Annotated in this window: 21 protein-coding genes and 1 riboswitch; of the genes, 10 read left to right on the forward strand and 11 right to left on the reverse strand. The window is 58.3% G+C overall.

Annotated features, from left to right (window positions below; translation table 11 throughout):
* Nucleotides 1-85: 85 nt before the first annotated feature.
* A riboswitch (TPP riboswitch) is annotated at nt 86-184 on the forward strand.
* 114 nt (nt 185-298) lie between these two features.
* From thiC to LRR79_RS08470, 7 genes are all read left to right on the forward strand, one after another.
* Nucleotides 299-2,215: a phosphomethylpyrimidine synthase ThiC gene (thiC, locus tag LRR79_RS08440; protein ID WP_231759912.1), complete on the forward strand. Its 1,917-nt coding sequence runs from the start codon at nt 299-301 to the stop codon at nt 2,213-2,215.
* A 178-nt stretch (nt 2,216-2,393) separates the two neighbouring features.
* Nucleotides 2,394-3,476, forward strand: a complete 1,083-nt coding sequence (gene thiO, locus LRR79_RS08445; protein ID WP_231759913.1) for a glycine oxidase ThiO — start codon at nt 2,394-2,396, stop codon at nt 3,474-3,476.
* Entirely contained in the window at nt 3,476-3,676 is a 201-nt protein-coding gene (thiS, locus tag LRR79_RS08450) for a sulfur carrier protein ThiS (protein ID WP_231759914.1), read from the forward strand. Before thiO ends, thiS begins: the two co-directional genes overlap by 1 nt.
* Before the next feature lie 13 nt (nt 3,677-3,689).
* The gene (locus LRR79_RS08455) at nt 3,690-4,505 is read left to right on the forward strand and encodes a thiazole synthase (RefSeq protein ID WP_231759915.1); all 816 of its coding nucleotides are present in this window, start codon (nt 3,690-3,692) and stop codon (nt 4,503-4,505) included.
* Nucleotides 4,502-6,049 (forward strand): thiamine phosphate synthase, encoded by a 1,548-nt coding sequence (thiE, locus tag LRR79_RS08460; protein WP_231759916.1) that lies wholly within the window; start codon nt 4,502-4,504, stop codon nt 6,047-6,049. Before LRR79_RS08455 ends, thiE begins: the two co-directional genes overlap by 4 nt.
* Nucleotides 6,050-6,077: 28 nt before the next feature.
* Nucleotides 6,078-6,842 (forward strand): HesA/MoeB/ThiF family protein, encoded by a 765-nt coding sequence (locus LRR79_RS08465; protein ID WP_231759917.1) that lies wholly within the window; start codon nt 6,078-6,080, stop codon nt 6,840-6,842.
* Between the two features lie 41 nt (nt 6,843-6,883).
* The gene (locus tag LRR79_RS08470; RefSeq protein WP_231759918.1) at nt 6,884-7,312 is read left to right on the forward strand and encodes a c-type cytochrome; all 429 of its coding nucleotides are present in this window, start codon (nt 6,884-6,886) and stop codon (nt 7,310-7,312) included.
* Nucleotides 7,313-7,356: 44 nt separating this feature from the next.
* Here the strand turns inward: LRR79_RS08470 and LRR79_RS08475 are convergent, their stop codons facing one another.
* The 9 genes from LRR79_RS08475 to purM all read right to left on the reverse strand — a co-directional run bounded on the left by LRR79_RS08475 (nt 7,357) and on the right by purM (nt 18,012).
* Nucleotides 7,357-8,187, reverse strand: a complete 831-nt coding sequence (locus LRR79_RS08475) for a type IV pili methyl-accepting chemotaxis transducer N-terminal domain-containing protein (RefSeq protein WP_231759919.1) — start codon at nt 8,185-8,187, stop codon at nt 7,357-7,359.
* Nucleotides 8,188-8,364: 177 nt separating this feature from the next.
* Entirely contained in the window at nt 8,365-9,588 is a 1,224-nt protein-coding gene (locus LRR79_RS08480) for an alginate export family protein (RefSeq protein ID WP_231759920.1), read from the reverse strand.
* 52 nt (nt 9,589-9,640) lie between these two features.
* Nucleotides 9,641-10,522 (reverse strand): ABC transporter ATP-binding protein, encoded by an 882-nt coding sequence (locus LRR79_RS08485; protein WP_231759921.1) that lies wholly within the window; start codon nt 10,520-10,522, stop codon nt 9,641-9,643.
* Nucleotides 10,523-10,580: 58 nt separating this feature from the next.
* Nucleotides 10,581-11,585, reverse strand: a complete 1,005-nt coding sequence (locus tag LRR79_RS08490) for an ABC transporter permease (RefSeq protein ID WP_231759922.1) — start codon at nt 11,583-11,585, stop codon at nt 10,581-10,583.
* 123 nt (nt 11,586-11,708) lie between these two features.
* A complete protein-coding gene (locus LRR79_RS08495) occupies nt 11,709-13,085 on the reverse strand; it encodes a CmpA/NrtA family ABC transporter substrate-binding protein (protein WP_231759923.1) in 1,377 nt (458 codons plus the stop codon).
* A 710-nt stretch (nt 13,086-13,795) separates the two neighbouring features.
* Entirely contained in the window at nt 13,796-15,199 is a 1,404-nt protein-coding gene (locus LRR79_RS08500; RefSeq protein WP_231759924.1) for an OmpP1/FadL family transporter, read from the reverse strand.
* A gap of 228 nt (nt 15,200-15,427) precedes the next feature.
* Nucleotides 15,428-16,201, reverse strand: coding sequence for a DUF3108 domain-containing protein (locus tag LRR79_RS08505; RefSeq protein WP_231759925.1), 774 nt, complete (start codon nt 16,199-16,201; stop codon nt 15,428-15,430).
* A gap of 77 nt (nt 16,202-16,278) precedes the next feature.
* Nucleotides 16,279-16,947: a phosphoribosylglycinamide formyltransferase gene (purN, locus tag LRR79_RS08510; RefSeq protein WP_231759926.1), complete on the reverse strand. Its 669-nt coding sequence runs from the start codon at nt 16,945-16,947 to the stop codon at nt 16,279-16,281.
* A gap of 6 nt (nt 16,948-16,953) precedes the next feature.
* Nucleotides 16,954-18,012, reverse strand: a complete 1,059-nt coding sequence (gene purM / locus LRR79_RS08515) for a phosphoribosylformylglycinamidine cyclo-ligase (RefSeq protein WP_231759927.1) — start codon at nt 18,010-18,012, stop codon at nt 16,954-16,956.
* 246 nt (nt 18,013-18,258) lie between these two features.
* Here purM and LRR79_RS08520 point away from each other — a divergent pair, with 246 nt between their 5' ends.
* The 3 genes from LRR79_RS08520 (at nt 18,259) to sodC (ending at nt 20,725) form a co-directional block, all read left to right on the forward strand.
* Nucleotides 18,259-19,365, forward strand: a complete 1,107-nt coding sequence (locus LRR79_RS08520) for a DUF2066 domain-containing protein (protein WP_231759928.1) — start codon at nt 18,259-18,261, stop codon at nt 19,363-19,365.
* A gap of 3 nt (nt 19,366-19,368) precedes the next feature.
* Complete coding sequence (gene hda, locus LRR79_RS08525) at nt 19,369-20,103, forward strand: DnaA regulatory inactivator Hda (protein ID WP_231759929.1); 735 nt, start codon at nt 19,369-19,371, stop codon at nt 20,101-20,103.
* Between the two features lie 94 nt (nt 20,104-20,197).
* Nucleotides 20,198-20,725: a superoxide dismutase family protein gene (gene sodC, locus LRR79_RS08530; protein WP_231759930.1), complete on the forward strand. Its 528-nt coding sequence runs from the start codon at nt 20,198-20,200 to the stop codon at nt 20,723-20,725.
* On the opposite strand, the gene LRR79_RS08535 is transcribed toward sodC, so the two are convergent.
* A complete protein-coding gene (locus tag LRR79_RS08535) occupies nt 20,681-22,084 on the reverse strand; it encodes a catalase family protein (RefSeq protein ID WP_231759931.1) in 1,404 nt (467 codons plus the stop codon). The genes sodC and LRR79_RS08535 overlap by 45 nt on opposite strands.
* Nucleotides 22,081-24,114: a di-heme-cytochrome C peroxidase gene (locus tag LRR79_RS08540; protein WP_231759932.1), complete on the reverse strand. Its 2,034-nt coding sequence runs from the start codon at nt 24,112-24,114 to the stop codon at nt 22,081-22,083. Before LRR79_RS08540 ends, LRR79_RS08535 begins: the two co-directional genes overlap by 4 nt.
* Between the last annotated feature and the right edge of the window lie 92 nt (nt 24,115-24,206).

Genomic DNA, 24,206 nt, shown 5'->3' on the forward strand with positions numbered 1-24,206 from the left:
CGCGACAAACCTAATTCAGGGCGCAGAACCACACCTCAAATTCTCTAAGACTTGTCCTTCCGGTCAAATTACCACTATACTCGGCCCCAACTTGTCGGAGTGCCTTTGGGCTGAGATCGCTGTTGCGAGATCCGTTGAACCTGATCGGGGTAACCCCCGCGTAGGGAACAAGATCTGAATTCGCTACTTTTTCGCGCGCTTGTTAAATGTCTTTGCGCCCGAACGCCTCTCTCCTCACTGGTACCCCCGGCAATCCACTCATGGATTAGATCGTCAAGCAATGACGCAAGGGGTCAGCATGTCTCAAGTCGCCGAACCGCAAAATAAAGCCGACAAAAAAAGCCGCGCCGAGCAGCAGAAAAACGCCAAAGAATTTCTCGACAACCTCACCGCCCAACAATTTCCCAACTCCCGAAAAGTGTATCTTCAGGGAGAGACCGAAGGCGTCAAGGTCGGCGTCCGTGAAATCTGCCTCGGTCAGAGCCTCGTCGGTGGCGACGAAGAAAACCCCGTGTTCGAACCCAACGAACCCCTACAGGTTTATGACACCGCTGGCCCATACTCCGACCCCGACTACACACCCAACGTCCGCGACGGCCTGCCCAAACTGCGCCAACAATGGATCGAAGCCCGCGGCGACACCGAAATTCTCGACACCCGTCAGGCTGCCTACAGCCAGAAACGCATGGCCGACCAGGGACTCGACCATATCCGCTTCGACAACCTGCCCGCCCCACGCAAAGCCAAGCCCGGTAAAAACGTCTCCCAGATGCACTACGCTCGCCAGGGCATCATCACCCCCGAGATGGAGTTTATCGCCATCCGCGAGAATATGGGCCGCGCCCAACTGGCCGAGCAGCTCTCTGAAGCGGACTACCAGAAAGCCCGCGACGGCATTCATATCCCCGAGCAGATCACCCCGGAATTCGTCCGCCGCGAAGTCGCCGAAGGCCGCGCGATTATTCCCGCGAATATCAACCACACAGAACTGGAACCGATGATTATCGGCCGCAACTTCCTGTGTAAAGTGAATTCCAACATCGGCAACTCCGCCATCACCTCCTCCATCGAAGAAGAAGTGGAAAAACTCGTCTGGTCCATCAAATGGGGCGGCGACACCGTCATGGACCTCTCCACCGGCCAGAACATCCACGAAACCCGCGAGTGGATCCTGCGCAACAGCCCGGTCCCCATCGGCACCGTACCGATCTATCAGGCCCTGGAAAAAGTGAACGGCATTGCTGAAGACCTCAACTGGGAAGTCTTCCGCGATACCCTCATCGAACAGGCCGAGCAGGGCGTCGACTACTTCACCATCCACGCCGGCGTACTGCTGCGCTACGTACCGCTCACCGCCAAACGCGTCACCGGCATCGTCTCCCGCGGTGGCTCCATCATGGCCAAATGGTGTCTCGCCCACCACAAGGAAAACTTCCTCTATACCCACTTCGAGGACATCTGTGAAATCCTCAAGGCCTACGACGTCAGCTTCTCACTGGGCGACGGCCTGCGCCCCGGCTGTATTGCCGACGCCAACGACGAAGCCCAGTTCGGCGAACTGCGCACCCTCGGCGAACTCACCGAAATCGCCTGGAAACACGACGTCCAGACCATGATCGAAGGCCCCGGCCACGTGCCCATGCACAAGATCAAAGAAAACATGGACGAGCAACTGGAACACTGTCACGGCGCCCCCTTCTATACCCTCGGCCCACTGACCACCGACATCGCCCCCGGCTACGACCACATCACCTCCGGCATCGGCGCCGCCATGATCGGCAGCATGGGCTGTGCCATGCTCTGCTACGTAACCCCCAAAGAGCACCTCGGCCTGCCCAACAAAGAAGACGTAAAAGAAGGCCTCATGGCCTACAAAATCGCTGCCCACGCCGCCGACCTCGCCAAAGGCCACCCCCGCGCCTACAAACGCGACGACGCTCTCTCCAAGGCGCGTTTCGAATTCCGCTGGGAAGACCAGTTCAACCTCGGCCTCGACCCTGAACGCGCGCGCATGTACCACGACGAAACCTTGCCCAAAGAATCTGGCAAAGTCGCCCACTTCTGCTCCATGTGCGGCCCGAAATTCTGCTCAATGAAAATCACCCAAGACGTTCGCGACTACGCGGCAAAACAGGAAGCAGAAGCCAACAAAGGAATGGAAGAAATGTCCATCAAGTTCAAAGAGCTAGGCGCCGAGATTTACCACAAGGGTTAAGTTTACCAAGTGCGATAAAGGTAAAAGTGAAGGTGCCGATGCCGGTGAACCTTTGCGAGACCTTCTAAAACAGGGACGTTTTAGAAGAGCCCCCAGGGATGGGTTTACGGCGTGTCTCGCAAAGGTTCACCGGCAGCGGTTCCGCCTAGGACTTTCCAAGTGCGCCGCAGGACTATCAGTGAGCACCAAATCGTTTTTTAATATCGGAATTGCCGGAGCTGGTTTATTGGGGCGGCTTTTGGCTTGGCGTTTATCCGAAAAAGGCCACCAGATAAGTCTATTCGACTCCGGCTGTCTCGAGAAACCTGCGGGCGCCTGCCACACCGCCGCCGGCATGATCTCGCCGCTGTCCGAACTGTTCCACTGCCCACTCCCAATCTACCAATTGGGCATGCAAAGCCTGCAACACTGGCCAAGCTGGGTAACCCAACTGGAACAAACCACCGGTACCAAAGTCGATTATCGCGAGAAGGGCAGCATCCTTATCGCCCACCCACAAGACCGCAATGAACTCCTGCAATTCCAACAGGAACTCAACGCAAAACTGGGCCCAGAAAACCGCGACCAACTGCAATGGCTGGATAATAGTGCCCTGCGAAACCTGGAACCCGAACTCGACCGCTTCGACCAAGGCCTCTACCTCTCTTCTGAGGCCGACATCGACAACCGCAAACTACTGCCAGTACTACACAAAGTACTCAAGCAAAACAAAATCGAAATCCGCGAAAACACCGCGGTAGATTGCACCCCCGAAGCAATCCAAACCAAAAACGGCAGCGAACGCTTCGAGCTGGTGATCGACACCCGCGGCATCGGGGCCAAACAACAGATCAAAGGTCTGCGCGGCGTCCGCGGCGAAGTCATGGTCGTAGAAACCCCCGAAGTGCAACTAAACCGCCCCGTGCGTTTACTGCATCCCAGGTACCAGCTCTACGCCGTACCCAGAGCCAACAACCAGACCGTCATCGGTGCCACCGAAATCGAAAGCGAAGATAGGAGTCCCATCTCCCTGCGCTCCACCATGGAACTCTCCAGCGCACTCTACTCGATTCATCCCGCCTTCGCAGAAGCCCGCGTGATCGAAACCCGCGTCAACTGCCGTCCGGCCACCATGGACAATCTGCCGGTAGTGGAAAGCGAACCGGGCTTGATCCGCATCAACGGCCTGTTCCGCCACGGCTACCTGCTGGCCCCTGCACTGGTAGTACAGGCCGAAACTGAAATTTCCAGATTAACCCAAACGACAGAACAGGTGACCTGATGCAACTACTGGTCAATGGCGAGCCAAAGAATTTTGACAGTGCACAATCATTATCCGAAGTATTGCAACAACTGGGCTATCGCGGCGATACCTTCGCCGTTGCCGTCAACGGTGACTTCGTTCCCCGGGCAACCTACGAACAGACAGCGCTGAACCCCGGTGACAGTCTGGACATCGTCGCCCCGGTAGTAGGGGGCTGATAGGAGAGAGCACATGGCCGACAAACTGAAACTCTACGGCAAAGAATTCGACAGCCGCTTGCTGGTAGGCACCGCACTCTATCCGTCCCCGGCGATCATGCGCGAATCCGTCGCCGCCTCCGGGTCGGAAATCATCACCCTGTCCCTGCGCCGCCAGAGCCCTGAGCAGCAGCAGGGCAAAATGATCTGGGACTATATCCAGGAATCCGGCTGCCAGTTGCTGCCCAATACCGCGGGCTGCAAAACCCCGAAAGAAGTGATCGCACTGGCAGAAATGAGCCGGGAAATTTTCGGCACCGACTGGCTAAAACTGGAAGTGATCGGCGACGACTACAACCTGCAACCGGATCCCTTCGGCCTGATCGAAGCGGCGCGGGAACTGGTGCAGCGGGGGTTCAAGGTCCTGCCGTACTGCACCGACGATCTGGTGGTGTGCCGCAAGCTGCTGGATGTGGGCTGCGAAGTGCTGATGCCCTGGGGCTCCCCCATCGGCACCGGTCGCGGCCTGATGAACAAATACAACCTGCAGACCCTGCGCGAGCGCCTGCCAGACACCCCGCTGATTATCGATGCCGGTATCGGCGCACCGTCCCAGGCCAGCGAAGCCATGGAAATGGGCTTCGATGCAGTACTGCTCAACACCGCCATCGCCAAAGCCCAGAACCCGGTACTGATGGCGGAGTCGTTCAAGCTCGCGGTGCAATCCGGCCGCGCCGCACGCAATGCGGGACTGATGCTCAAACGTCAGACTGCCAGCCCCAGTACACCGACGCTGGATATGCCGTTCTGGCAGCAGTCGATCACCGCAGAAAATGGGGAGAAGGCATGAGCGGTGCAGAACACCATCGGCCCATCGTATGGACCATCGCCGGCAGCGATTCCGGCGGCGGCGCGGGTATTCAGGCGGACCTGCTCACCATGCACGATCTCGGCGTGCACGGCTGCAGTGCCATTACCGCCAATACGGCCCAGAACACCCTCGGGGTACCGGCGATCAATGCGGTATCTGGTGAGGTACTGCAATCCCAGCTGGACGCATTACTCGCCGATCTCAAACCCGCTGCCATCAAGATTGGTCTTCTCGCCAATGCCGGGCAGGTTCGTCTGGTGGCCGATTTTCTGCGCAACCTGAAGTCCGCTACAGAAGCCATTCCTGTGGTCTACGACCCGGTGGCCGTCGCCACCAGCGGCGCCCAGTTGACCGAAGACAGCACCGGCGCCGCGGTGCTGACGGAACTGCTGCCGCTGTGCGATCTGATCACACCCAACAGTATCGAGCTGGAATGGCTGGCGGGAACTGACGCAGACAGCGCCGAAGCCATTCTCAAAGCCGCGCATCAAGTGCGAGGTAATCACAGCGCTGCACTGTTGGTGACCGGTGGCCACTTTGAAATTGAGCCGGGTACCACCGCCGATCTGTTGTGCGCGGGATCAGATGAGAATGCCAGCAACGACTGGCTGATCGGTAACAAAATCGATACGCCCAATGCTCACGGCACCGGCTGTACCCTATCGTCGGCCATCGCCTCGCTGCTGGCGCTGGGCTATCCACTGAAAGACGCCTGTGTGGTGGCCAACGCCTATGTGCGCCGCGGACTGCGCCAGGGCGACAGCGATCATATCGGCGCGGGCCCCGGCCCGGTGGGGCACTGTGGCTGGCCCGTAGAGCTGCAGGATTTTCCTGAGATACTGGTGGCCGGCAGCGAGCGGGCAGAATCATTCGGCGTCTTCGATAAGACAGCGGCGGCGAATTTTGCCGCGGAGTTCGCACAACCGGACTCGCACCGCCTTGGCCTTTACCCGGTGGTGGAGACCGTGGAGTGGATCGGGAAGCTGGCGCAAGAGGGGGTGCGCACCCTGCAATTGCGTATCAAGCACCCGGGTAGGGACCTGAAAGAACAGATTGAGCGCGCCGTCGCTATTGGCCGCCGCCACGACCTGCGCCTGTTTATCAATGACCACTGGCAGCTCGCCATTGAGTGCGGGGCCTATGGAGTGCACCTGGGGCAGGAGGATCTACAGAGCGCGGATCTGACGGCGATTCAGCAGGCGGGCCTCAAGCTCGGTATCAGCACCCACGGCTTTTTTGAGCTGCTTTATGCCTATCAATTCCGCCCCAGTTATCTGGCGATTGGTGCCATCTATACCACCAGCACCAAGGATATGAGCGGACAGTTGCAGGGGCCCGAGAAACTCGCGCGCATGGCCGCGCTGCTCCCGGGATATCCGCTGGTGGCCATTGGCGGCATCAGTCTCGAGCGGGCACCGGCGGTGGCTGCAAGCGGCGTGGGGAGTATCGCGGTGGTGACCGCCATCACCCAGGCCCCAGACTACCGCACCGCTGTGGCACAATTGCGCTCAGTCATTGATTAGCCAGAAACCGATCGAGAGAAGCCGAGCCGTGTTGAGTCGTAAACAGCTACAGCGCTATAGCCGCCAGATCATGTTGCCGCAGATCGGCGAAGCGGGGCAGGAGAAGCTGAATAACGCCCGGGTACTGATGGTTGGCTTGGGGGGGCTTGGCAGCCCGGCGGCGCTCTATCTGGCCGCCGCGGGCATCGGTGAGTTGCATCTGGTGGATGGGGACAAGGTGGAAATCTCCAACCTGCAGCGTCAGGTGCTGTACAAAACCAACCACCGGGAGAAAGACAAGGCGCAGGTGGCGGCGCAGCAGCTGACCGCTGCCAACCCGGAGATCCGCCTCCACGCCTACTGTCGCATGGCCGACGAGGGCTGGCTCACCGATTTGTTCTCCCAGCAGTCTTTCGATCTGGTCCTGGACTGCACCGACAATCTCGATATCCGCCACTCCATCAATCGGGTTTGTCGCGCACACAAAATCCCGGTGGTGATGGCCTCGGTGCGGGGATTCTCCGGGCAGCTGGTCAGTTTTGATTTTCGTACTCAGGCGAGCCCCTGCTACGCCTGCCTGTTTCCGCCGGCCGTTGAGGCGAGTGACCTGCCGGAAGCGGAAAACTGCTCCACGGTGGGGGTCATCGGCCCCGCCCTGGGGATGATGGGAAGCGCCCAGGCTCTCGAGGCAATCAAGTTCCTTGTGGGACTGCCGGTAAGCAGCCTGAACAGGCTTCAGCTGTTCGAAGCGGCGAGTCTGGAATGGCGCGCCCTCAGCCTGGCTGAAAACAGCACTTGCCCCGTTTGTGGATAACCAGTAAAACGGAGCATCACAGATAAAAAGAGGGGTGTATCTTGTCTACATACAATCTTCCGCGTGTATTTGCCGCACTTGCGTTTGGTGCTTTGTTGTTCGGGTGCACAGAAAAGTCTCAGGAAGTCGTTGAGGTACCTGAGGAGCCCGCGCAGAAAGCGGCGGTTCAGCAAGTGACTGCTCATGAAGTGGAGAGCCAGCCTGTTACCGAGGTGGATACAGCGCATATCTCGCCGGAACTGCTGGAAACCTACCAGCAAACCTGCGGCAGCTGTCACGAGAAGGGGCTGGTTGGTGCGCCGAAAACCGGCGATGTGGAAGCCTGGAAGCCGCGCCTGGCCAAGGGGATGGACACCATGGTGAAGCACGCCCGGGATGGCTTTAATGCCATGCCACCGGCCGGCCTTTGCTACCACTGCTCTGACGAAGATTACGCAGAGCTGATTACCTACATGTCTACTGCCCGGTAGCGTTTCCTGGCCGCGTTTCCTATTCGTTCGGCACAGGCCCGCTATCAGCGGGCTGCAATTTCCACCGCGTTCAGTAGTTGCGCATACTGACCGGTAATCACATTCATATTGCGCAGCATGATGTCGGTGGTGCCGGTGATGACATGGATCTGCCGGGCCTCTGACATCTGCATCTCCCCATCGAAACCGCGACTGGCGTAACTCAGGTGTCCCTGGGTCTTTCTCAGGTTGCGTGTGATATCCGGCGTATTCAAGGGGCTTTCCAGCAGAAAGGTGAGCATCTGCTCGAACTCTGCCAGGTCCTCATACAGCAAACGGGTGCCCTCACTGCCCGCCACGCCCCAGTGCTGGGCCACATAATTTTTTGCGATACGCTGAGACAGCATCCGCTGCCGGCCGGATACATTCACCAGTTCCGCGCTGCTGTGATTGGCCAGCGCCTGCAGGCGCATTACATAAGTATGCGCTGCGGGTAACAGTGTGTTGCTGCGCTGAAACAGTTCCGCTGCGGTAGATTTACTGACCGGCTGGCGGGCAATATCGGCAAAGGCCCTCCACTCCTCCTGAACCAGCTGCAATGTGCTGATAATCGGCGCTGCAGGTTTGAAACTGGCCAGTTTCGCAAGGTTGCGCTCGAACTCCGTCATGGAGCGTTCGAACACCTGGCGGTGCTTTTCTACCGATGGCTGTATCCCCTGGAGAATGTAAGATTGGGTAATCCGCTGGGACAGCATACGCTGTCGCCCGGCGATATTGATGGCGTCGCCCATACTGAATCCGATGGTTGTCGCCGCATCTCGCACGTCTGCCTTTGTGGCGAAAACTGGTGTACTACAAAACAGAAATACCAGCAGTAGGGGTAAAGTGTATTTCATAGGCGCTTTCCTGAATGGAAAATGGGGAGGAATTCGAGAGGAAACCGAAAGAAGAAAAAGCCCCGGCCATGCGGCCGGGTAAATACTCAACGAATGATCTCTGGCTTTCCAGGCAACACATCAAGGTTCGTTGCGCTGGGTTCTCGTTATTAAAACCCTGTGAGTGGTTTCTTCCCGTTAGAACTTTGCTGCGGCAGTGAGCCAGAGCTTGTCGGTGTCTACACTGAAGTCGTCGGCACTGAAACTACTGTATTTCACGCTCAGGTTTACCCCTGCCAGCTTGCCCGCCACCAGGAATCCCGCCTCGCTTCCCAGTTTGTCCATACCGGATACGCCGCTGTCATCAGAGCTCAGTTGGTGATAGTTGAATGCGACCTTGACGCCAGCCAGAGTGGTGCCCACAGACAGGTAGACGTCTTCGATACCGCCGGCGATATTACCGGTGCCGCCACCGAGGAATTTGTCGGTCCACCCCTGGAATTTATGCAGGGTGGCCAGCGGGGTAATGAACTGACCATCGGCGCCGTCGGCACCCAGTAGCTCATAGCCGCCAGAGAGAGTGACCGCACCCAGCTTGTAGCTGCCTTCTGCCAGTAGATAGTCCGCATCGTAGTCGGCAGGGTTGTTCGCCGCGGAAGACTGCATGGCGTATTCCAGCGCATAGGAGAGGTCGCCCTGACCACCGGCAAAGCGCACGCCGTAGGTGTCGGTGGAGAAGGCCGCGGCGTCCTCATTATCGATCAGGTAGGCGTAACCGCTCAGGGTGCCTGCAGGCAGCCCGGCATACTTGCCATTCAACAGGTAAGTGTCATTGGTGTGGTCGCCTACCGGGCTGTCCTCACCAAAAATTCGGTTGACGTTGCTGACCCGCGCCAGGAACAGAGTGGTATCGGCAAGGCTGGTATTGGTCACGCTGAAGGCGTCGTAGGTCTGTTCGTTCTGACGGAAGCCGACACCGCCGACAAAGCGCTGGTTGTCGAGAAGAATGCGCTGACGCCCGTATTTGAAGGTAGTGCCACCGGTGGCGTAAGCCAGATAGGCCTGATTGACTTCGGTGCCTTCGGGGTCGCCCACACCACCCTCAAAATCAGTCATGTGCGTAACATCGTCCATTTCGATCAGCGTGCTGAACCCTTCGTAGGCTGCGGAAGTAAAGGTCAGGCGGGTCTGCAGGCTGGTCAGGTCCACATCGGTGCCGTCCACATCCACAAACTCCGAGCGGGCACGGAAGCCGAGGGTCACGTCCCCCTGAGACAGGGCGTCCGCGAAGCTGTTCACTTCCGGTGCCTGCTGCTCGGACATTTCCTGGGCGAACCCAGGTGCTGTAGCGATGATACTTACGGTGAGCGCGAGCAGGTTCTTGCGCAGTGAGAAATGGGAAAAAGGATTCTGATTTTTCATATTGTTTTCCTGTTGCGGAGATTAAAAGCCGGGTCAGCAAGGCGCAATAGAATCAGGCGGCGTCTTCCACCGCTTCGTTCTGTGTGTGGCCTGTTGTGGTGTTTTCTGTCGTCTGCATGGGTTTGGCGGCGGCCTTTTTAACGGGAACGTCGGGCTTGCTGTGCCGTTCGTGCAGGAACTTCAGCACCTTGGTTCGGTACTGGTTGTAGAGCGGGTCGTCCGCCAGTTCCAGGCGGTGGCGCGGGCGCTCCAGGTCAACGTCGAGAATCTCACCGATGGTGGCGGCGGGGCCGTTGGTCATCATCACAATGCGGTCTGATAACAATACGGCTTCATCCACATCGTGGGTGATCATGATCACCGTGTTGTTCAACTCCGCCTGGATCTCCATCAGGGAGTCCTGCATATGTGCGCGGGTCAATGCATCCAGGGCGCCAAAGGGTTCATCCATCAGCAGTACCTTGGGCTGCATGGCCAGGGCACGGGCGATACCCACACGCTGCTTCATACCGCCGGAAATTTCATCCGGGCGCTTGTGCAGGGCGTGGCTCATATGCACCAGATCAAGATTGTGTTCGATCCACTCGCGCATTTCGGTTTTGGATTTGCTGTTACCAAAAACCTGTTTGACCGCCAGCTCCACATTCTCATAGGCGGTGAGCCAGGGGAGAAGAGAGTGGTTCTGGAAGACCACTGCGCGCTCCGGGCCCGGCTCGGCTACTTCCTTGCCATTGAGAATCACGCCGCCGCGGGTTGCCTGGTAAAGGCCCGCAACCACATTCAGGACGGTGGATTTGCCGCAGCCGGAGTGGCCGATCAGGGAGACAAACTCTCCCTGGGCAATTTTCAGATCGACATCCCGCAGAGCGGTAAACGGGCCCTTGGGGGTCGGGAATTCCATATCGATGTGGCTGATGTCGAGAAGTACGCTCATTGGTTCATTCTCCGTAAAATTTGTGACCGGGTACAGTTTGTTACTGGTTCGGAAGGGGTTACTGGTTTGCCGATTTATCCCAGGAGACCAGTTTCTGCAGGGTGAGCATGCCGCGATCCAGCAGGAAACCGATCACACCGATCACCAGTACCGCGGCCATGATTCGCGCCAGGGAGTTGGAGCTGCCGTTCTGGAATTCATCCCATACGAACTTTCCGAGGCCGGGGTTTTGCGCCAGCATTTCTGCGGCAATCAGTACCATCCAGGCCACGCCGAGCGACAGACGCATACCGGTAAAAATCATCGGGACCGATGCGGGTAGTACGATTTTCTGTACATGGCGCAGGGCGGGCAGGCGCAGTACCTTGCTGACATTCACCAGGTCCTTGTCGATACCGGCAACACCCACGGCGGTATTGATGACCATGGGCCACAGGCAGCACAGGGTGACGGTAATCAGGGAGACCAGGAAGGATTTGGCTACCACTGGATCGGGCGTTGCGTAGAGCGCGGAAACCACCATGGTGACCAGGGGTAGCCAGGCGAGTGGCGATACCGGTTTGAACACCTGAATGATGGGGTTGATCGCATTGTTGAGCGGTTTACTGAGACCAATGGCGATGCCTAGGGGAATGGCAATGGCTACCGCCAACAGAAAGCCGCTCATCACGGTTACCAGACTGGTAATAATCTGATCGAGAAAAGTTTCCTTGCCGGTATAGGCGCGGATTCTGGGTTCGTAGCTCGGGTCCTTGGCTACACGCTCTGCGTTACGTTTTTCCTGGCGTTCATAAAACGCCTGCTCCTTCTCTCGTGAGCGTTGATGTTCGTCGTACAGGGCATTGAACTGCTCCATTACCGCCGCCGGGCCGGGGAATTTCCCGAGGGATGTGTCAATATTCTGTGCGGTGATCGACCACAACAGCAGAAACGCGAGGATGCCGGCGAGTGGTAATGCGACCAGTCGGATGGCGCTGCTGACAAGAGCGCCAGTGAGTAGCTCGCTCAGTTGCGGCAGCTTGAAGCCCGATATTTTTTCGGCATTCACCGTGGTGGTATTCATTCCTGTTACCTCTGCACACGAGTTGAGTATTTTTGAGAGGGGGGTGAGCGTATCGTTTTGTTTTGGCGATGCTGACCGGGACGCCCGGTCAGCACCCTGCTCATATATCGGCGAAAAAGTGCGTTACAGTTTCTGACCGGACTTCAGCCCAATCGCGAACTTCTCAATGTATTCGTTGGGTTTCTGGCCGTTGTAGACGATACCGTCGATAAAATGCGTTTGCGGGTTGCGGAAGCCATCCTCTGTTTCAAAATCCGGGAACTGATCGGCGGTGGCCAGCTCTTCTTCGATCAGGGACTTGGCGGCAGCGGCGTAGATGTCAGGGCGGTAAACCTTGGCTGCGAGATCCTTGTACCACTGATCCGGTTTGTCTTCAGAGATCTGGCCCCAGCGGCGCATCTGGGTGAGGTACCAGATAGCATCGGAGTAGTAGGGATAGGTTGCGTTATAGCGGAAGAAAACGTTGAAGTCCGGAACTTCGCGCTTGTCCCCTTTTTCGTATTCGAAGGTGCCGGTCATGCTATTGGCAATCACATCGTAGTCCGCCCCCACATAGTTGGACTGGGACAGGATCTTCACGGCTTCCGGGCGGTTCGCATTGTTGTTCTCATCCAGCCACATGGCGGCGCGGATCAATGCACGGGTGACACGTACGGTGGTGTTAGGGTATTTCTCGGCGAACTCCCTGGTGATTCCGAATACTTTCTCCGGGTTGTCTTTCCAGATCTCGTAGTCGGTGACGACCGGCACGCCGATGTCCTTGAACACCGCCTGCTGGTTCCAGGGCTCGCCGACGCAGTAGCCATAGATGGTGCCCGCTTCCAGGGTGGCCGGCATTTGCGGTGGTGGGGTTACCGACAGCAGCGCGTCGGCATCGATCTGACCGGAGGTATCGCCTTTATGCGGAGCGTAGAAGCCTGGGTGAATGCCGCCCGCGGCCAGCCAGTAGCGCAGTTCGTAGTTGTGGGTGGATACCGGGAACACCATGCCCATGTTGAAGGGCTTGCCATCGGCCTTGTACTTCTCGACCACCGGCTTCAGCGCATCCGCCTTGATCGGGTGTACCGGGCGGCCGTCTTCCATCTTGGGGATATTCGGCTTCATCTCTTCCCAGATGGCGTTGGAGACGGTGATGCCGTTGCCGTTCAGATCCATGGAGAAGGGGGTGATGATATCGGCCTTGGTGCCGAAACCCATGGTGGCAGCGATAGGCTGGCCCGCCAGCATATGGGCGCCGTCAAGGCGGCCATCGATTACACCGTCCAGCAGCACTTTCCAGTTGGCCTGGGCCTCGATGGTGACGTAGAGACCTTCGTCCTCGAAAAAGCCTTTCTCATAGGCAATGGCGATGGGGGCCATGTCGGTGAGTTTGATAAAGCCGAAGGTGAGCTCTTCTTTTTCGGGGTAGCCCAGTTCTTTCCCACTGGCCGGCGTGATGGTGAAACCCACCGCCAGTGCAAGCGATGCAGCGAGTGTTTTTACGGGTTTTTTCCAGCTCATAATTTTTATGCTCCAGGTTCCTGTTTTCGATTTTTTCTGTGTTCCGTATACCCGTTGATCGCAGTTGATACCGCAGTTGCTACCAAGGCAGAAAAAAGTGCAAAAAAAAACGCTCACCAAACGCCCGTTGCCTGGAACGGGGTTGGTGAGCGCCTCTGCTCAGGGGCAAGCGCCGGTGCGCTGCCAGACTGTTTTTTATCGGAGCCGCCAAGGGCTCTATCAACGGAGATGAATTTCGTACTTGAGCGTGATCCGATCTGGTGCCTACTGTGGTCGCCGGTCTGGATCGCTGTTAAAGGTCGTATTGCAGACTCCGTGCCAACTTTTGCTGCACAGCTTTTGCGGAAGGGGCGGGGCGCAGTCGCGCAGGTTTACCGTAGCGGGGCGCCCGGTGTAGGCGGGCTTTACGCTAAGTGGTTGTATTTCAACGGGGTTTTTGGGCGTTGCTGGCAATCGCCTGGGCTGCCGGTGGTGTGTTTGCATGACGCCGAGAATGCCGGAGGAAAAAGGCTACTGGCGCTAAATACATGGTAAACGGGCATTGGATTCCGTGCTCCGGTGCGCTGGCGGATTGTTGTTCCGGTGTATCGTGGTGCACATTCGGTGCGCAGATCCGAATTGTTTTGGTGCGCTGGCATTATCGTGAGGCAATAAAAAAGCCGGGTGTTACCACCCGGCTTTGCATGAACCTGCGTCTGTCCTTTCGGGGATCAGAAGCTGTAGTTCAGGCCAACACCTGCAATCCAGGCTTCCAGGTTGGTGGTGCCGCCATCAAAGTAGGTGTTGAGTGCGCCGCCCAGTGCCGCAACCGGCAGGCTGGAAAACTCCTGGATCGGTGCATCGTCACCCCAGATATACGCAAGGCCGCCATCGATGCTCAACTGGTTGTTGAATTTGTAGGTGCCGCCAAAGGTTACCCACTGGCGATCGTTGTCTGGAATAGACAGCGTACGCCAGGTGATATCACGGCCTACCAGTTCACTTTCTTCGGTGTAGAGACCATCACGGGCAGCACCCTCGTCATAGGCATAGCCCATGCGCCAGGTTACTTCTTCACAGGGGTAGTACTCCAGACCTACGCTGTAACGCCAGCCGGTCTTGAAGTTCTCTTCCTTGATGTGCAGCGGGTTGTACGGCAGGTAGGGCTCGCCGCCAACAGTCTGGTCAGGGAAAAACGCTTCCAGGCGCTCAAAATCGTCCCAGTCGGTCCAGGTGGCGCCCACCGCCAGGCCCCACTCCTTGTTGAAGCGGTGATACAGGCCGATCTCCGCGACATCCGGCAGATCCAGAGTCAGGTCGGCGGGTTCGTTGTCAAATGGCAAACCGTTTATCACGGAGGGCAGAAGATCCGAGTCGACATCCGCATCGAGTTTCGGGTCGAACTCAGCCTGGTAGGAAATACCGACGCGGGTGCGGTCGGTGATGTTCCACAGGGCACCGATTGCCCAGCTGGTATCCCAGTCGTCGCCGCTGGCGTTCAGAATTTTGGCATTGGACAGTGACGGGTCCACCGGGAAGTCATTGGGGACCTTAGTGTTCAGGGTGGCGTCCGCATACAGGAAGTTGACGGATACCCCAACGCTGAATACGTCGCGGTAGTTGTAGGCCACAGACGGTGCGAGGTTGACGGTCAGCAGCTCCGTTTTATCGGAGATATGGGTTACCAGCCAGTTGGAGTCGAAATCGGTTTCCAGGCCGTAGTCGGCATTCATCGCAAAACCGAACGACCAGCAGTCATCAATGGGTACCGCCACATAGCCGAACGGCACAATCGCATCGGTGGCGTAATCGTTGGCCTCCTGGTAGAGAGGTTCGGTCAGCGGAAACTCGCCATTGGGGGTCTGGGCGAAAAACTGGGTGTAACCGGCGGCATCGATTTCCGGGTCCACGTAGTTGAAGCCGCCAGTGATGGTGATGCGGTCAAACAGCGCAGAACCTGCGGGGTTGCGGGCGAGAATGGCGGCGTTATCACCGATGGTGTTCTCGGCGGCATAGGCGCGGCCCAGGCCACTGACACTGGATTCCTGAAGTGCAAAGCCAGCCGCCATGGCGCCGCTGGATGCGGAACAGATTGCTGCCGCTAATGCGGCTCTGCGCAAAGTTTTGATAGTCATGAGGTCCCACTCTTTTGCTGAAAATTATGCCAGCGGGAATTTGGCCCAATACTGGCGAAGAAGCTTTTCCAGAAAGTTTTTGCTTCAAGCAAACAAATTCCCAGTAGCTTGATTCTAGCAGTGCGAATTTTACGCACGGGGAGAATGCGACGACTTTATAGTAGCCTGTAGCGGAAAAGTCTACGGTTTGTCGTAAATTTTTTGTATAGATGTGAAAAAAATTTCTAATTATTTTTGCGCGCTGATTTGTTTTCCATTAATGGATAATTTTGTCAGGGTGATCTGGTAGCTTTTGCCATTTTCTTCGCGCTGCATCAGCTTTACCAGTGCGTAGTTCCACTCGGGGGCAAACCAGATGTTGGTGACGCGCGCGGCATCCTCGTCGCGCACTCTCTGTACTTTAATGGTTTTTACTTTGCCCATGGGAGTGCTGATCGTTTCTTCGCCCGCCACCTCAAATTCGTAGTCGCGGATTTTTTTTCCATCGGCTACCTGATACTTCAGTGGTTTTTTGCCATTGGCGATATCCAGCGCCAGCTGCAGCTGGTAGCTGATTTTGTCCTGGGTATTTGCTGGCGCGTTTTCGATACTGCGGGATTTATCGTAGATGTTCAGAATGCGCTTGCCGTCGTCTTCAAAACTGAGGGCTGTGTGACGATCCCGGCCCAGTCCGGATTTCTGATAATCGTAGTGCTGGGGAGTGAGCCGGGTACCCTGTTGGGCGAAGCGGGAATATTCCTCGATTTTCGCAAACATGGAATGCGCGGAAAAATCCAGGCGCCAGCTTTGCGGGCTACCGGTTAATTTGCGTTCGGCTTTGACGCCAAACCCACTGAACTCTGCCTCGTAAATGGCAGTGAACGGAACCAGCACGTTGGAGGCAGCGGTATTCGTGGCGGGGGGGGCACTATCGGCTTCGCTCTGAGCGTAGCTCGGCAGGCCAGTAAGCAGGGTGGATAGAAAGAAACAGACTGATGCGGTAGCAACGGCGAAACGATTCAAGGGACAACCTCCGGCCTTATTTTCGACTTCCATTCACTTGGGATCGGGTGTCTGGCCGGAAGTCTAGCAGTCCGGCCCTACAACCGTTTGCCACTGCGTGGCAGCAGCTCTCCATCCAGCTCGGCGCGGTCTCCCACCATGCGCAGACGGCCCTGGGCAAACCAGCTGGCCACCATTGGATAGATTTTATGTTCCTGCACCAGCACGCGCTGTGCAAGGGATTCGGCGGTATCGCCGCTCTCGATGGGGACCGCCGCCTGCAGGATGGGCGGACCACCGTCGAGCTCTTCGGTGACAAAGTGCACGGTGGCGCCGTGTTCCCTGTCGCCGGCATCCAGCGCGCGCTGATGTGTATACAGGCCCTGGTACTTGGGCAACAAAGAGGGATGAATGTTCAACAGGCGCCCACTGAAGTGGCGCACAAAGTCCGGCGTCAGGATGCGCATAAAGCCGGCGAGGATGACGAGATCCGGCTGGTAGCCATCGATCAGCTTGGCCATGGCCTGGTCGAAGCTGTCGCGATCGCTGAAGTCCCGGTGGCTCAGCACCTCGGTGGGCACGCCAGCGTTTTGCGCCCGGGTGAGCCCGTAGGCGTCGGCCTTATTACTGATGACCGCTTCCACGGTATAGCCGCTGTCACCGCTGGCGGCGGCGTCCAGAAAGGTCTGCAGGTTGCTGCCGCTGCCGGAGATCAGCACGACGGCGCGGCAGTTCCCGCTCGGAGTGGGGGTATCGCTAATGGACATCAGGTATTACAGACCGGCCAGTTCTACCGCTTCGCCACCGGTGGTGGCTTCGATGCTACCGACGATGAAGGCGTCTTCACCCAGCTCTTTCAGCTTGGCAACGGCCTTGTCGGCGTCCGCCGCCGGTACACAGATCACCATACCCACCCCGCAGTTAAAGGTGCGGTACATCTCGCGGCCTTCGATATTGCCCGCTTCCTGCAGCCAGCGGAAAACCGGCGGCAGGTCCCAGCTTTTGGTATCAATGACTGCGCGGGCGTTCTCTGGCAGAACTCGGGGCAGGTTTTCCAGCAGGCCGCCGCCGGTGATATGGCTCAGGGCGTTGACCTGCACTTCCTTCATCAGACCCAGCAGGCTCTTGACGTAGATGCGGGTCGGAGCCATCAGGGATTCGGCCAGCGTCTTGCCTTCCAGATCCTTGTTCAGGTCGGCGCCGCTGATTTCCAGCACCTTGCGGATCAGGGAGTAGCCGTTGGAATGGGGGCCGGAGGCGCCGAGACCGATCAGTGTGTCGCCGGTCTGTACCTTGCTGCCGTCAATGATTTCGGATTTTTCCACCACACCTACGCAGAAGCCCGCGAGGTCGTAGTCTTCGCCTTCGTACATGCCCGGCATTTCCGCGGTCTCACCGCCTACCAGGGCGGCCCCGGCCAGCTCACAGCCTTTGCCGATACCGGTGACCACGTCCGCGGCGATATCGACATTCAGCTTACCGGTGGCGTAGTAGTCGAGGAAGAACAGGGGCTCGGCGCCGGCAACCACCAGGTCGTTGACGCACATGGCCACCAGGTCGATGCCGATGGTGTCATGAATGCCCAGGTCCATGGCCAGGCGCAGTTTGGTGCCGACACCATCGGTGCCGCTGACCAGGACGGGCTCTTTATAGCCGCTCGGCAGTTGGCACAGGGCGCCGAATCCACCGAGGCCACCCATGACCTCCGGGCGCGTGGTGCGCTTGGCCACATGCTTGATGCGCTCAACCAGGGCGTTGCCCGCGTCGATATCGACACCGGCGTCTTTGTAGCTGAGAGAGGGGCTGGAGGAGTTCGGCTTGGAGTCGCTCATGGTTCAACCTGATAAGGGCCTAATTGGAGGGGCGCGTATTCTAGTAGAAAATTACCTGAATGTGCGAACTGAAGGCTGGGAGAAACAGCCGACACTGATACAATAGCCGGTAATTGACTGTCGGGGACCCGACTCCGGCGCAGGAACGCACCGTGTAATCCACCGCTGGCGGCCAGAATACCTGGTCGCCAGCGGTTTGGGCGGGCGACTGATACATATAAAGAGGTAATAGGGGACTGAGAGCCAATGCCATTGACCATAACCCCCCGCGCACTGCTCTGGTTTGTGCTGCTGTTGGCAGCAATGTCGGCGACGCTGTTGGTCTCACCCGCCAGTGCGCGGGTCATGCCGGATCTGTACGATGTACGGGAAGCGGTCGCCAGCCGCGGCAACACCGACCGCGCTGACGCCACTGCCCGCGGCCTGGAGCGTGTATTCGTGCGGGTTACCGGTGATCAGAATATCGCCAACAACCCCAAGGTTGCGCCGGTGTTGGCGCAGTCTCAGAAATTTGTGCAGAGCTACCGCTACGACAGTGACGACAATCAGCTGTACCTGCAACTGGCTTTTGATCCCCAGGCGGTGAACGATCTGGTCCACAAGCTGCAACTGCCCCTGTGGCCGAATAACCGCCCGGGTACACTGGTATGGATGGCTGTGGACACCCTGCAATCCGGCCGCGATACCCTGCGCCAGGAAGACTACCCGGAGTTGTTCGGATTACTGGACGGCCTCGCCATGGAGCGTGGGCTACCGCTCGACTTCCCGGTTATGGATCTGAATGACCAGCGCAATATGCCCCTGGGCAGCCTCTGGGCCCAGGATGAAGGTGCCGCAGAGCGCGCTGGTGTGCGCTATCGCCCGGATGCGACGCTGATGGGCCGCCTGTTGCAGACCTCTGGTCAGCGCTGGCAGGCAAACTGGCTGCTGATCCACGGTGGCCGCAGCTATGCCTTCGACGCCAGCGGTACCACCATGGAAGAAGTGGCTCTGCGCGGTGTCAACGAGGCCGCCAACCTGTTGGCAGAGCGTTACGCGGTGCATAGCTCCGATACCGGAGTGGCCAGCGCGGTCATGGTGGAGATCTCCGGTATTCGCAGCTTCGCGCACTACTCCCAGGCGACCAAATATCTGCAGGGGCTGGCGCAGGTCAGCAGCGCTGAGGTGTTGGCAGTGGACGGTGACCGCCTGATGTTGGCGCTTACTTCCAGCACCGAGCTCAAGACCCTGCAGAATGTGCTGGCATTGAACCGCAACCTGCAGTTGGCGCGCGATGATGGCTTGGTTGATCTATCCGGCTACCGCGCGCCACTCGGTAGCGCCCAGAATCCGCTGCGCTACAGCTGGCAGTAAACCGTGTCTGGTAGTAGCCAATCCGGCGGTGTTCCGCAGCAATTGCCTCTGGGTGTTTCCCTGCGGGACGATGCCACGTTCGCCAATTTTTTCCAGTCGCCCGATGACGGTAACCGGCAGGTCGTGGGCATGCTGAACGCCTTTGCCTGCGGGCAGAGCCCCGAGCAGGTGGTGTATCTGTGGGGGGAGCCCGGCAGTGGGGTAACCCACCTGTTACAGTCTGCGTGTCAGGTGGCGGAGGCGAGTGGACGGAGTTTTCAGTACCTACCGCTCTCGGACCTGATCGACAATGACCCCGAAGCCATTGTCGAGGGGCTGGAGTGTCTGGATCTGGTGTGCATTGATGATCTGCAACAGATCGAAGGGCGCACCGACTGGCAGACGGCGTTGTTTCATCTGTACAACCGTCTGCGGGACAGTGGCAAACAACTATTACTGGGCGCGAGGCAGTCTCCACGGAATCTGCCCCTGACCCTGGCCGATCTTAAATCCCGGCTGCAGTGGGGGCTTACTTTCCAGCTGCATCCGCTGAGCGATAACGACAAGGTTGCCGCGCTGGTGCGTCGCAGCAAGCTGCGGGGGTTCGACCTGCCCGAAGATGTAGCTTTGTATATTCTTCATCGCGCGCCGCGCAACACCCGTGCGCTGTTCACGTTGCTTGAGCAGCTGGATCGGGCTTCGTTGCAGGCCCAGCGCAAAATCACCATTCCTTTCGTCAAGCAGGTCCTCAATATCTGAGGTGCTGCGATTCTGGCATTTCCTTCTACACTCAGTGGGATAGTGTAATTTCTAGCGCCACCAGCGCAGTTGGTGGCCTGATGGAGGTGCCCGCATGTCCCGAACACTCAAATCAATCGCCTTTGTTGCGCTGTGCAGTAGCCTGGTATTGCCCGCAGCAGCGGATACGGTGGTGACGGTGCTGAAGCTCAATAAAGAAGGCGTCGGCACCAAGCTGGGCACCGTGTCCGTTACCGAGACGGCGTACGGCCTGGTATTTACCCCGAATCTCAATGGGCTGCCGAAAGGGTTGCACGGTTTCCACCTGCACGAACATGGTAGCTGTGAGCCGGCCGAGAAAAAGGGCAAGATGGTGCCGGGCCTGGCGGCCGGGAGCCATTATGACCCGCATAATACCGGCAAGCACGGTATGCCCTGGGGCGATGGCCACCTGGGGGATCTGCCCGCACTCTACGTGGACCGCGGTGGCAAAGCGGTGACACCGGTGCTCGCTCCGCGTCTGAAAAAGTCAGACCTGAAAGGGCGTGCACTGATGATCCACGCCGGTGGTGATAACTATTCGGATCAGCCGAAACCGCTAGGTGGCGGCGGCGCGCGTATTGCTTGTGGCGTTATCCAGTGAGCGACGGCCGGTGTTGTAACCATCGCACTGGCTGCTGACCGCACTTCCGTCTCGTGGGCGAAAATGCCCATCGAAACAGCGTGGCAGTGGCCAGCGCGGTTTGCGGAGTTTGAGCCCCTGTGTATCGGAACAGGGAACTTTTGCCCCGGGAATACACCAGTTATCGGGTTCCTGATATGTGGCGGCGTTCTTGCGGTGGCGAAAATCCGACACTGCGTGATACACGAGACGCCGGGCCCGGTTCAGGCTGCCAAGGGGCTCCCATTCTCCCACCCCACGCCAGGGGTTCATGGAAAGATTCTCGCAAAAGTTCCGCTGCGCCCTGCCGGTAAACTCCTGTGGCGGGATATGTATGCGCGCGATGGGAATAAACGGCGACCTGGACTCTTTCCAGATCACAGTGCCGTCATCCAGGGGCATTTCCTGACCGGTCGCACCGGACAGCCGTGGCTGCACCATAAAGTCAAAACAGGCACTGGCAGACGTGAGCGTTTCGCTCATCTGCCGGGTGAGATAGTTTTCCCCGCGCTGTCTGTTGGCTCGCGCCCGGGAAAAGTCACTACCGGCGCAGGGACGTGTGGAGAATTTGATGGGTGTTTCCCCCAGCCGATAGGGCAGCATGGAAAAGTATTGCTCTGCCAGCGGGGTATCGATGGTGGAGGATACGGTCTGATACGCCCGCCACATTTCCTTTACCCGCAGGCGCGGCGGCCACAGGCTGAAAAACCAGCCGCGGCGATCCAGCTGCGCCAGGTGCTGCATATTCTCGGCGTAATCAAAGATATTGCGATGAAAAAACGCCGGGGTATTGGTCATGATGAAGTCCTGGTTCGCAGCGGCGCCCTGGGGTAACTCGGCAGCGATGGGTGTGCCGCCGGATTTCATTACCTTGATCGCCATACCCCGGGCGTCCCCCTGGCTGTCTGGCTGAACCTGCATATCGCCGTTAGAAAAACGGATCCAGGCCCGGTAACTGCGCCCGGGTTCGGAAAAAATGGAATGCTGAAAGCGCGGCGGAATATCTCCGTTAATTTCAAATTCCGCGCGCAGGCAGCCGGTTGCCTTGGCGTGGGCGTCTCGACGGTAGTGGTTACCGTATCTGGGGCTGTTCAAGGAATGGGCGGCAGCAGAGATTTTGCGCGCCGATTGAATCGCGGATGCAATCGCAGTCTGCTCCGCTTCGGACAGTTCCATGCCAAGCATATCCAGAGTGTGGGGCGCCACGGCGGGGGAGGCATTGGGGTTTGGATTGATTCTGTCCGGATTGGGCAATGCCTGGTCGACGGCGGGTGGCTCTTGCGCTGCACTACCGAGTGTCCAGAGCGCAGTGGCGGTCGCCAGCAGAATGCGTGCTTTCACGGTGCGGCCTCCCCGTGAATCTGCTGGCTCGCCAGCTGCGGAACACGAGTGTGGCGGTACGGCGCACAGGCCTGCTCTCCGATGGCACTTGCGGGCGGCTCTGGGTATTGCGCCCAGTTTTGTGGGTCCCCGCCCAGGCGTTCGGCGTAATCCGGGTTGCCCATCACCTTCAGGTACTCGATCAGTGCCAGGCGTTCGTGCTCTTTCAGGCGCCGGCCGATACGTCCGGGTTGATCGCTGTCGGTAAACAGATGGCCGCTGTTGCTGTTGCCGGTTTTCCGGGTGTCGAAAGCAAAACTGCCGGGACGCATATCGGTGATATAGCCGAGCTTGTGTGGGTTGTACTCCCGGTGCCCGACCCCAAATCGCACCGGGCGCGCTTCCTTGGGAGAAAGCAGGTCGTAAATGGTGGGGACGGATCCATTGTGCAGAAAGGGGGGGGTGGCCCATACCCCATGCAGAGGGCGCGCTTTGTAGGCCGCCTTGTTGGCGATTCGGAAGGGCACATTCAAGCCGTCGTAGTCGGCGATTGCGTTGCCGTCACTGGAAATATCGCGATTTTTGTAAAGCACCGGCACCAGCCTGTTGATCAGCAGCTGCAAACCGTCTCCCGCGTTGACCCGGCGTGTTTCAGCATCCTCAGGGTCTGCCGGATTGCGTGCAACCAGGGGCCCCGGGTCGAACCTATGTTCGATAAAATTCGTTGCCGCGGTGGGGTCGGTGCCGATGACGCTGATATCGATCCAGGGAACCGCCCAGATGGATTCCCGCCAGTCCTGGCGTACCGGGCGATTGTCAGCGTCGTAGTCGATCTGGCCGGACATGTCCCATTGCCAATTGACGTCTCGCTGGTTGGCCGGGTTATCCCCGGGTCCTGCGGCCAGCGTCCATTGGTAGGGTTCTGCGATGTGTGGGCCGTGACAGTGGGCGCACTGGTCGGCAAACAGATCTTTTCCCTGGCGGGCGCGGGTGATGTCAACTTCCCCCAGCACATCTTCCGGCCACTTCGGCGGTCGCAGCTTGCGCAGAGTGGTTTCAACGCACTGCATACCTTCCACGTCGATAGTGGACTGACCGAACTCCCCTTCCGGCAACAGCTCGCCGTTCTCGTCGATCAATTTTACCGGCGCCATCACGCCCAGTGCTTCACCGACATTGCGGGCCATGGCCTGGTTGGTAAATCCAGTGTACTGCACCCAGTCAAAACGCCAGATATCCCACAGGAAAGGGTAGCTGACCGGGGCATTGGCTTTTTTGTAGTTCTCTTCGATACCCAGGTTGTAACCGAATACGACATTGCCGATCCGGCCTACCGCGTCCGTGCGGCCACGACCTTCTGCAACCGGGAAGTTCTTGTCCCGCCCCGGCCCTTTGGCAAACTCGAAAAAGCGGTTGCGGAAGGCGGAAAAGTCCCGCTTCAACCGGGTGCGCGCTTCCGGATCGTCACCGGCAACCTCTTTGACGAAGCGGTTCCATTTCAGCAGGTTGACCTGCATTTCAGCGGTGGTGGCTCCGAGAGAGTGAATAAACTCACCAAAGTCACTGGTGGACATACCGTGAATGGCCTGGCCGCCGTCAATACGCAATGCGGTACCCCGATAATGCAGTTCGCCGGTATGGCACAGGGCACAGCCCAGGTCGAGGCGCTGAGAGCCGTCCTCGGGGTTCAGGTGGCTCCCCATACCCACCGGGTAGACCGCACCGGCAGTGGATTTGGGGCTATATGTGGGGTCGATGATGAACCCCCAACCGCGCATGTTTTCAGGGCTTGCGAGTTTCTCTCGGGAAAAAGGCAGTTCCAGTGCCTGCAGCCAGGCGAAATGAAGCCCCTGCAGCTCGGTACCCTGGGGGGTATTGTAAAAAAGCTGACGATCTTCATCGGTCCAGCCCTGGTCCAGATAGCGGATTTCGGTGATCGCTTCGCTGGTGATATTGGGTTCGAAGAGCTTCTGGGCGAGCGTGCAGCCGGTCAGGATCAGGCCGCCGCCGGCCAGTAACCACAGCGGAAATTTGAAAAGCCGAAATTCCATTTACGTATTCCATTTCAATTCAGTTTTTGTTGTTATCGCCAGCGGGCGCGGCACTATTGTAAATAGCGCCCAGTGAATTAAAAGAGCACCCA

It is taken from the genome of Microbulbifer elongatus (genome assembly GCF_021165935.1).
GTDB lineage: Bacteria > Pseudomonadota > Gammaproteobacteria > Pseudomonadales > Cellvibrionaceae > Microbulbifer > Microbulbifer elongatus.

What these genes read in the sequence shown, in the direction of transcription:
- thiC (WP_231759912.1), top strand. Translation starts at nt 299, where the DNA reads ATGTCTCAAGTCGCCGAACCGCAAAATAAAGCCGACAAAAAAAGCCGC.
- thiS (WP_231759914.1), top strand. Translation starts at nt 3,476, where the DNA reads ATGCAACTACTGGTCAATGGCGAGCCAAAGAATTTTGACAGTGCACAA.
- LRR79_RS08455 (WP_231759915.1), top strand. Translation starts at nt 3,690, where the DNA reads ATGGCCGACAAACTGAAACTCTACGGCAAAGAATTCGACAGCCGCTTG.
- thiE (WP_231759916.1), top strand. Translation starts at nt 4,502, where the DNA reads ATGAGCGGTGCAGAACACCATCGGCCCATCGTATGGACCATCGCCGGC.
- LRR79_RS08475 (WP_231759919.1), bottom strand. Translation starts at nt 8,187, where the DNA reads ATGAAATACACTTTACCCCTACTGCTGGTATTTCTGTTTTGTAGTACA.
- LRR79_RS08480 (WP_231759920.1), bottom strand. Translation starts at nt 9,588, where the DNA reads ATGAAAAATCAGAATCCTTTTTCCCATTTCTCACTGCGCAAGAACCTG.
- LRR79_RS08485 (WP_231759921.1), bottom strand. Translation starts at nt 10,522, where the DNA reads ATGAGCGTACTTCTCGACATCAGCCACATCGATATGGAATTCCCGACC.
- LRR79_RS08490 (WP_231759922.1), bottom strand. Translation starts at nt 11,585, where the DNA reads ATGAATACCACCACGGTGAATGCCGAAAAAATATCGGGCTTCAAGCTG.
- LRR79_RS08495 (WP_231759923.1), bottom strand. Translation starts at nt 13,085, where the DNA reads ATGAGCTGGAAAAAACCCGTAAAAACACTCGCTGCATCGCTTGCACTG.
- LRR79_RS08500 (WP_231759924.1), bottom strand. Translation starts at nt 15,199, where the DNA reads ATGACTATCAAAACTTTGCGCAGAGCCGCATTAGCGGCAGCAATCTGT.
- purN (WP_231759926.1), bottom strand. Translation starts at nt 16,947, where the DNA reads ATGTCCATTAGCGATACCCCCACTCCGAGCGGGAACTGCCGCGCCGTC.
- purM (WP_231759927.1), bottom strand. Translation starts at nt 18,012, where the DNA reads ATGAGCGACTCCAAGCCGAACTCCTCCAGCCCCTCTCTCAGCTACAAA.
- LRR79_RS08520 (WP_231759928.1), top strand. Translation starts at nt 18,259, where the DNA reads ATGCCATTGACCATAACCCCCCGCGCACTGCTCTGGTTTGTGCTGCTG.
- sodC (WP_231759930.1), top strand. Translation starts at nt 20,198, where the DNA reads ATGTCCCGAACACTCAAATCAATCGCCTTTGTTGCGCTGTGCAGTAGC.
- LRR79_RS08540 (WP_231759932.1), bottom strand. Translation starts at nt 24,114, where the DNA reads ATGGAATTTCGGCTTTTCAAATTTCCGCTGTGGTTACTGGCCGGCGGC.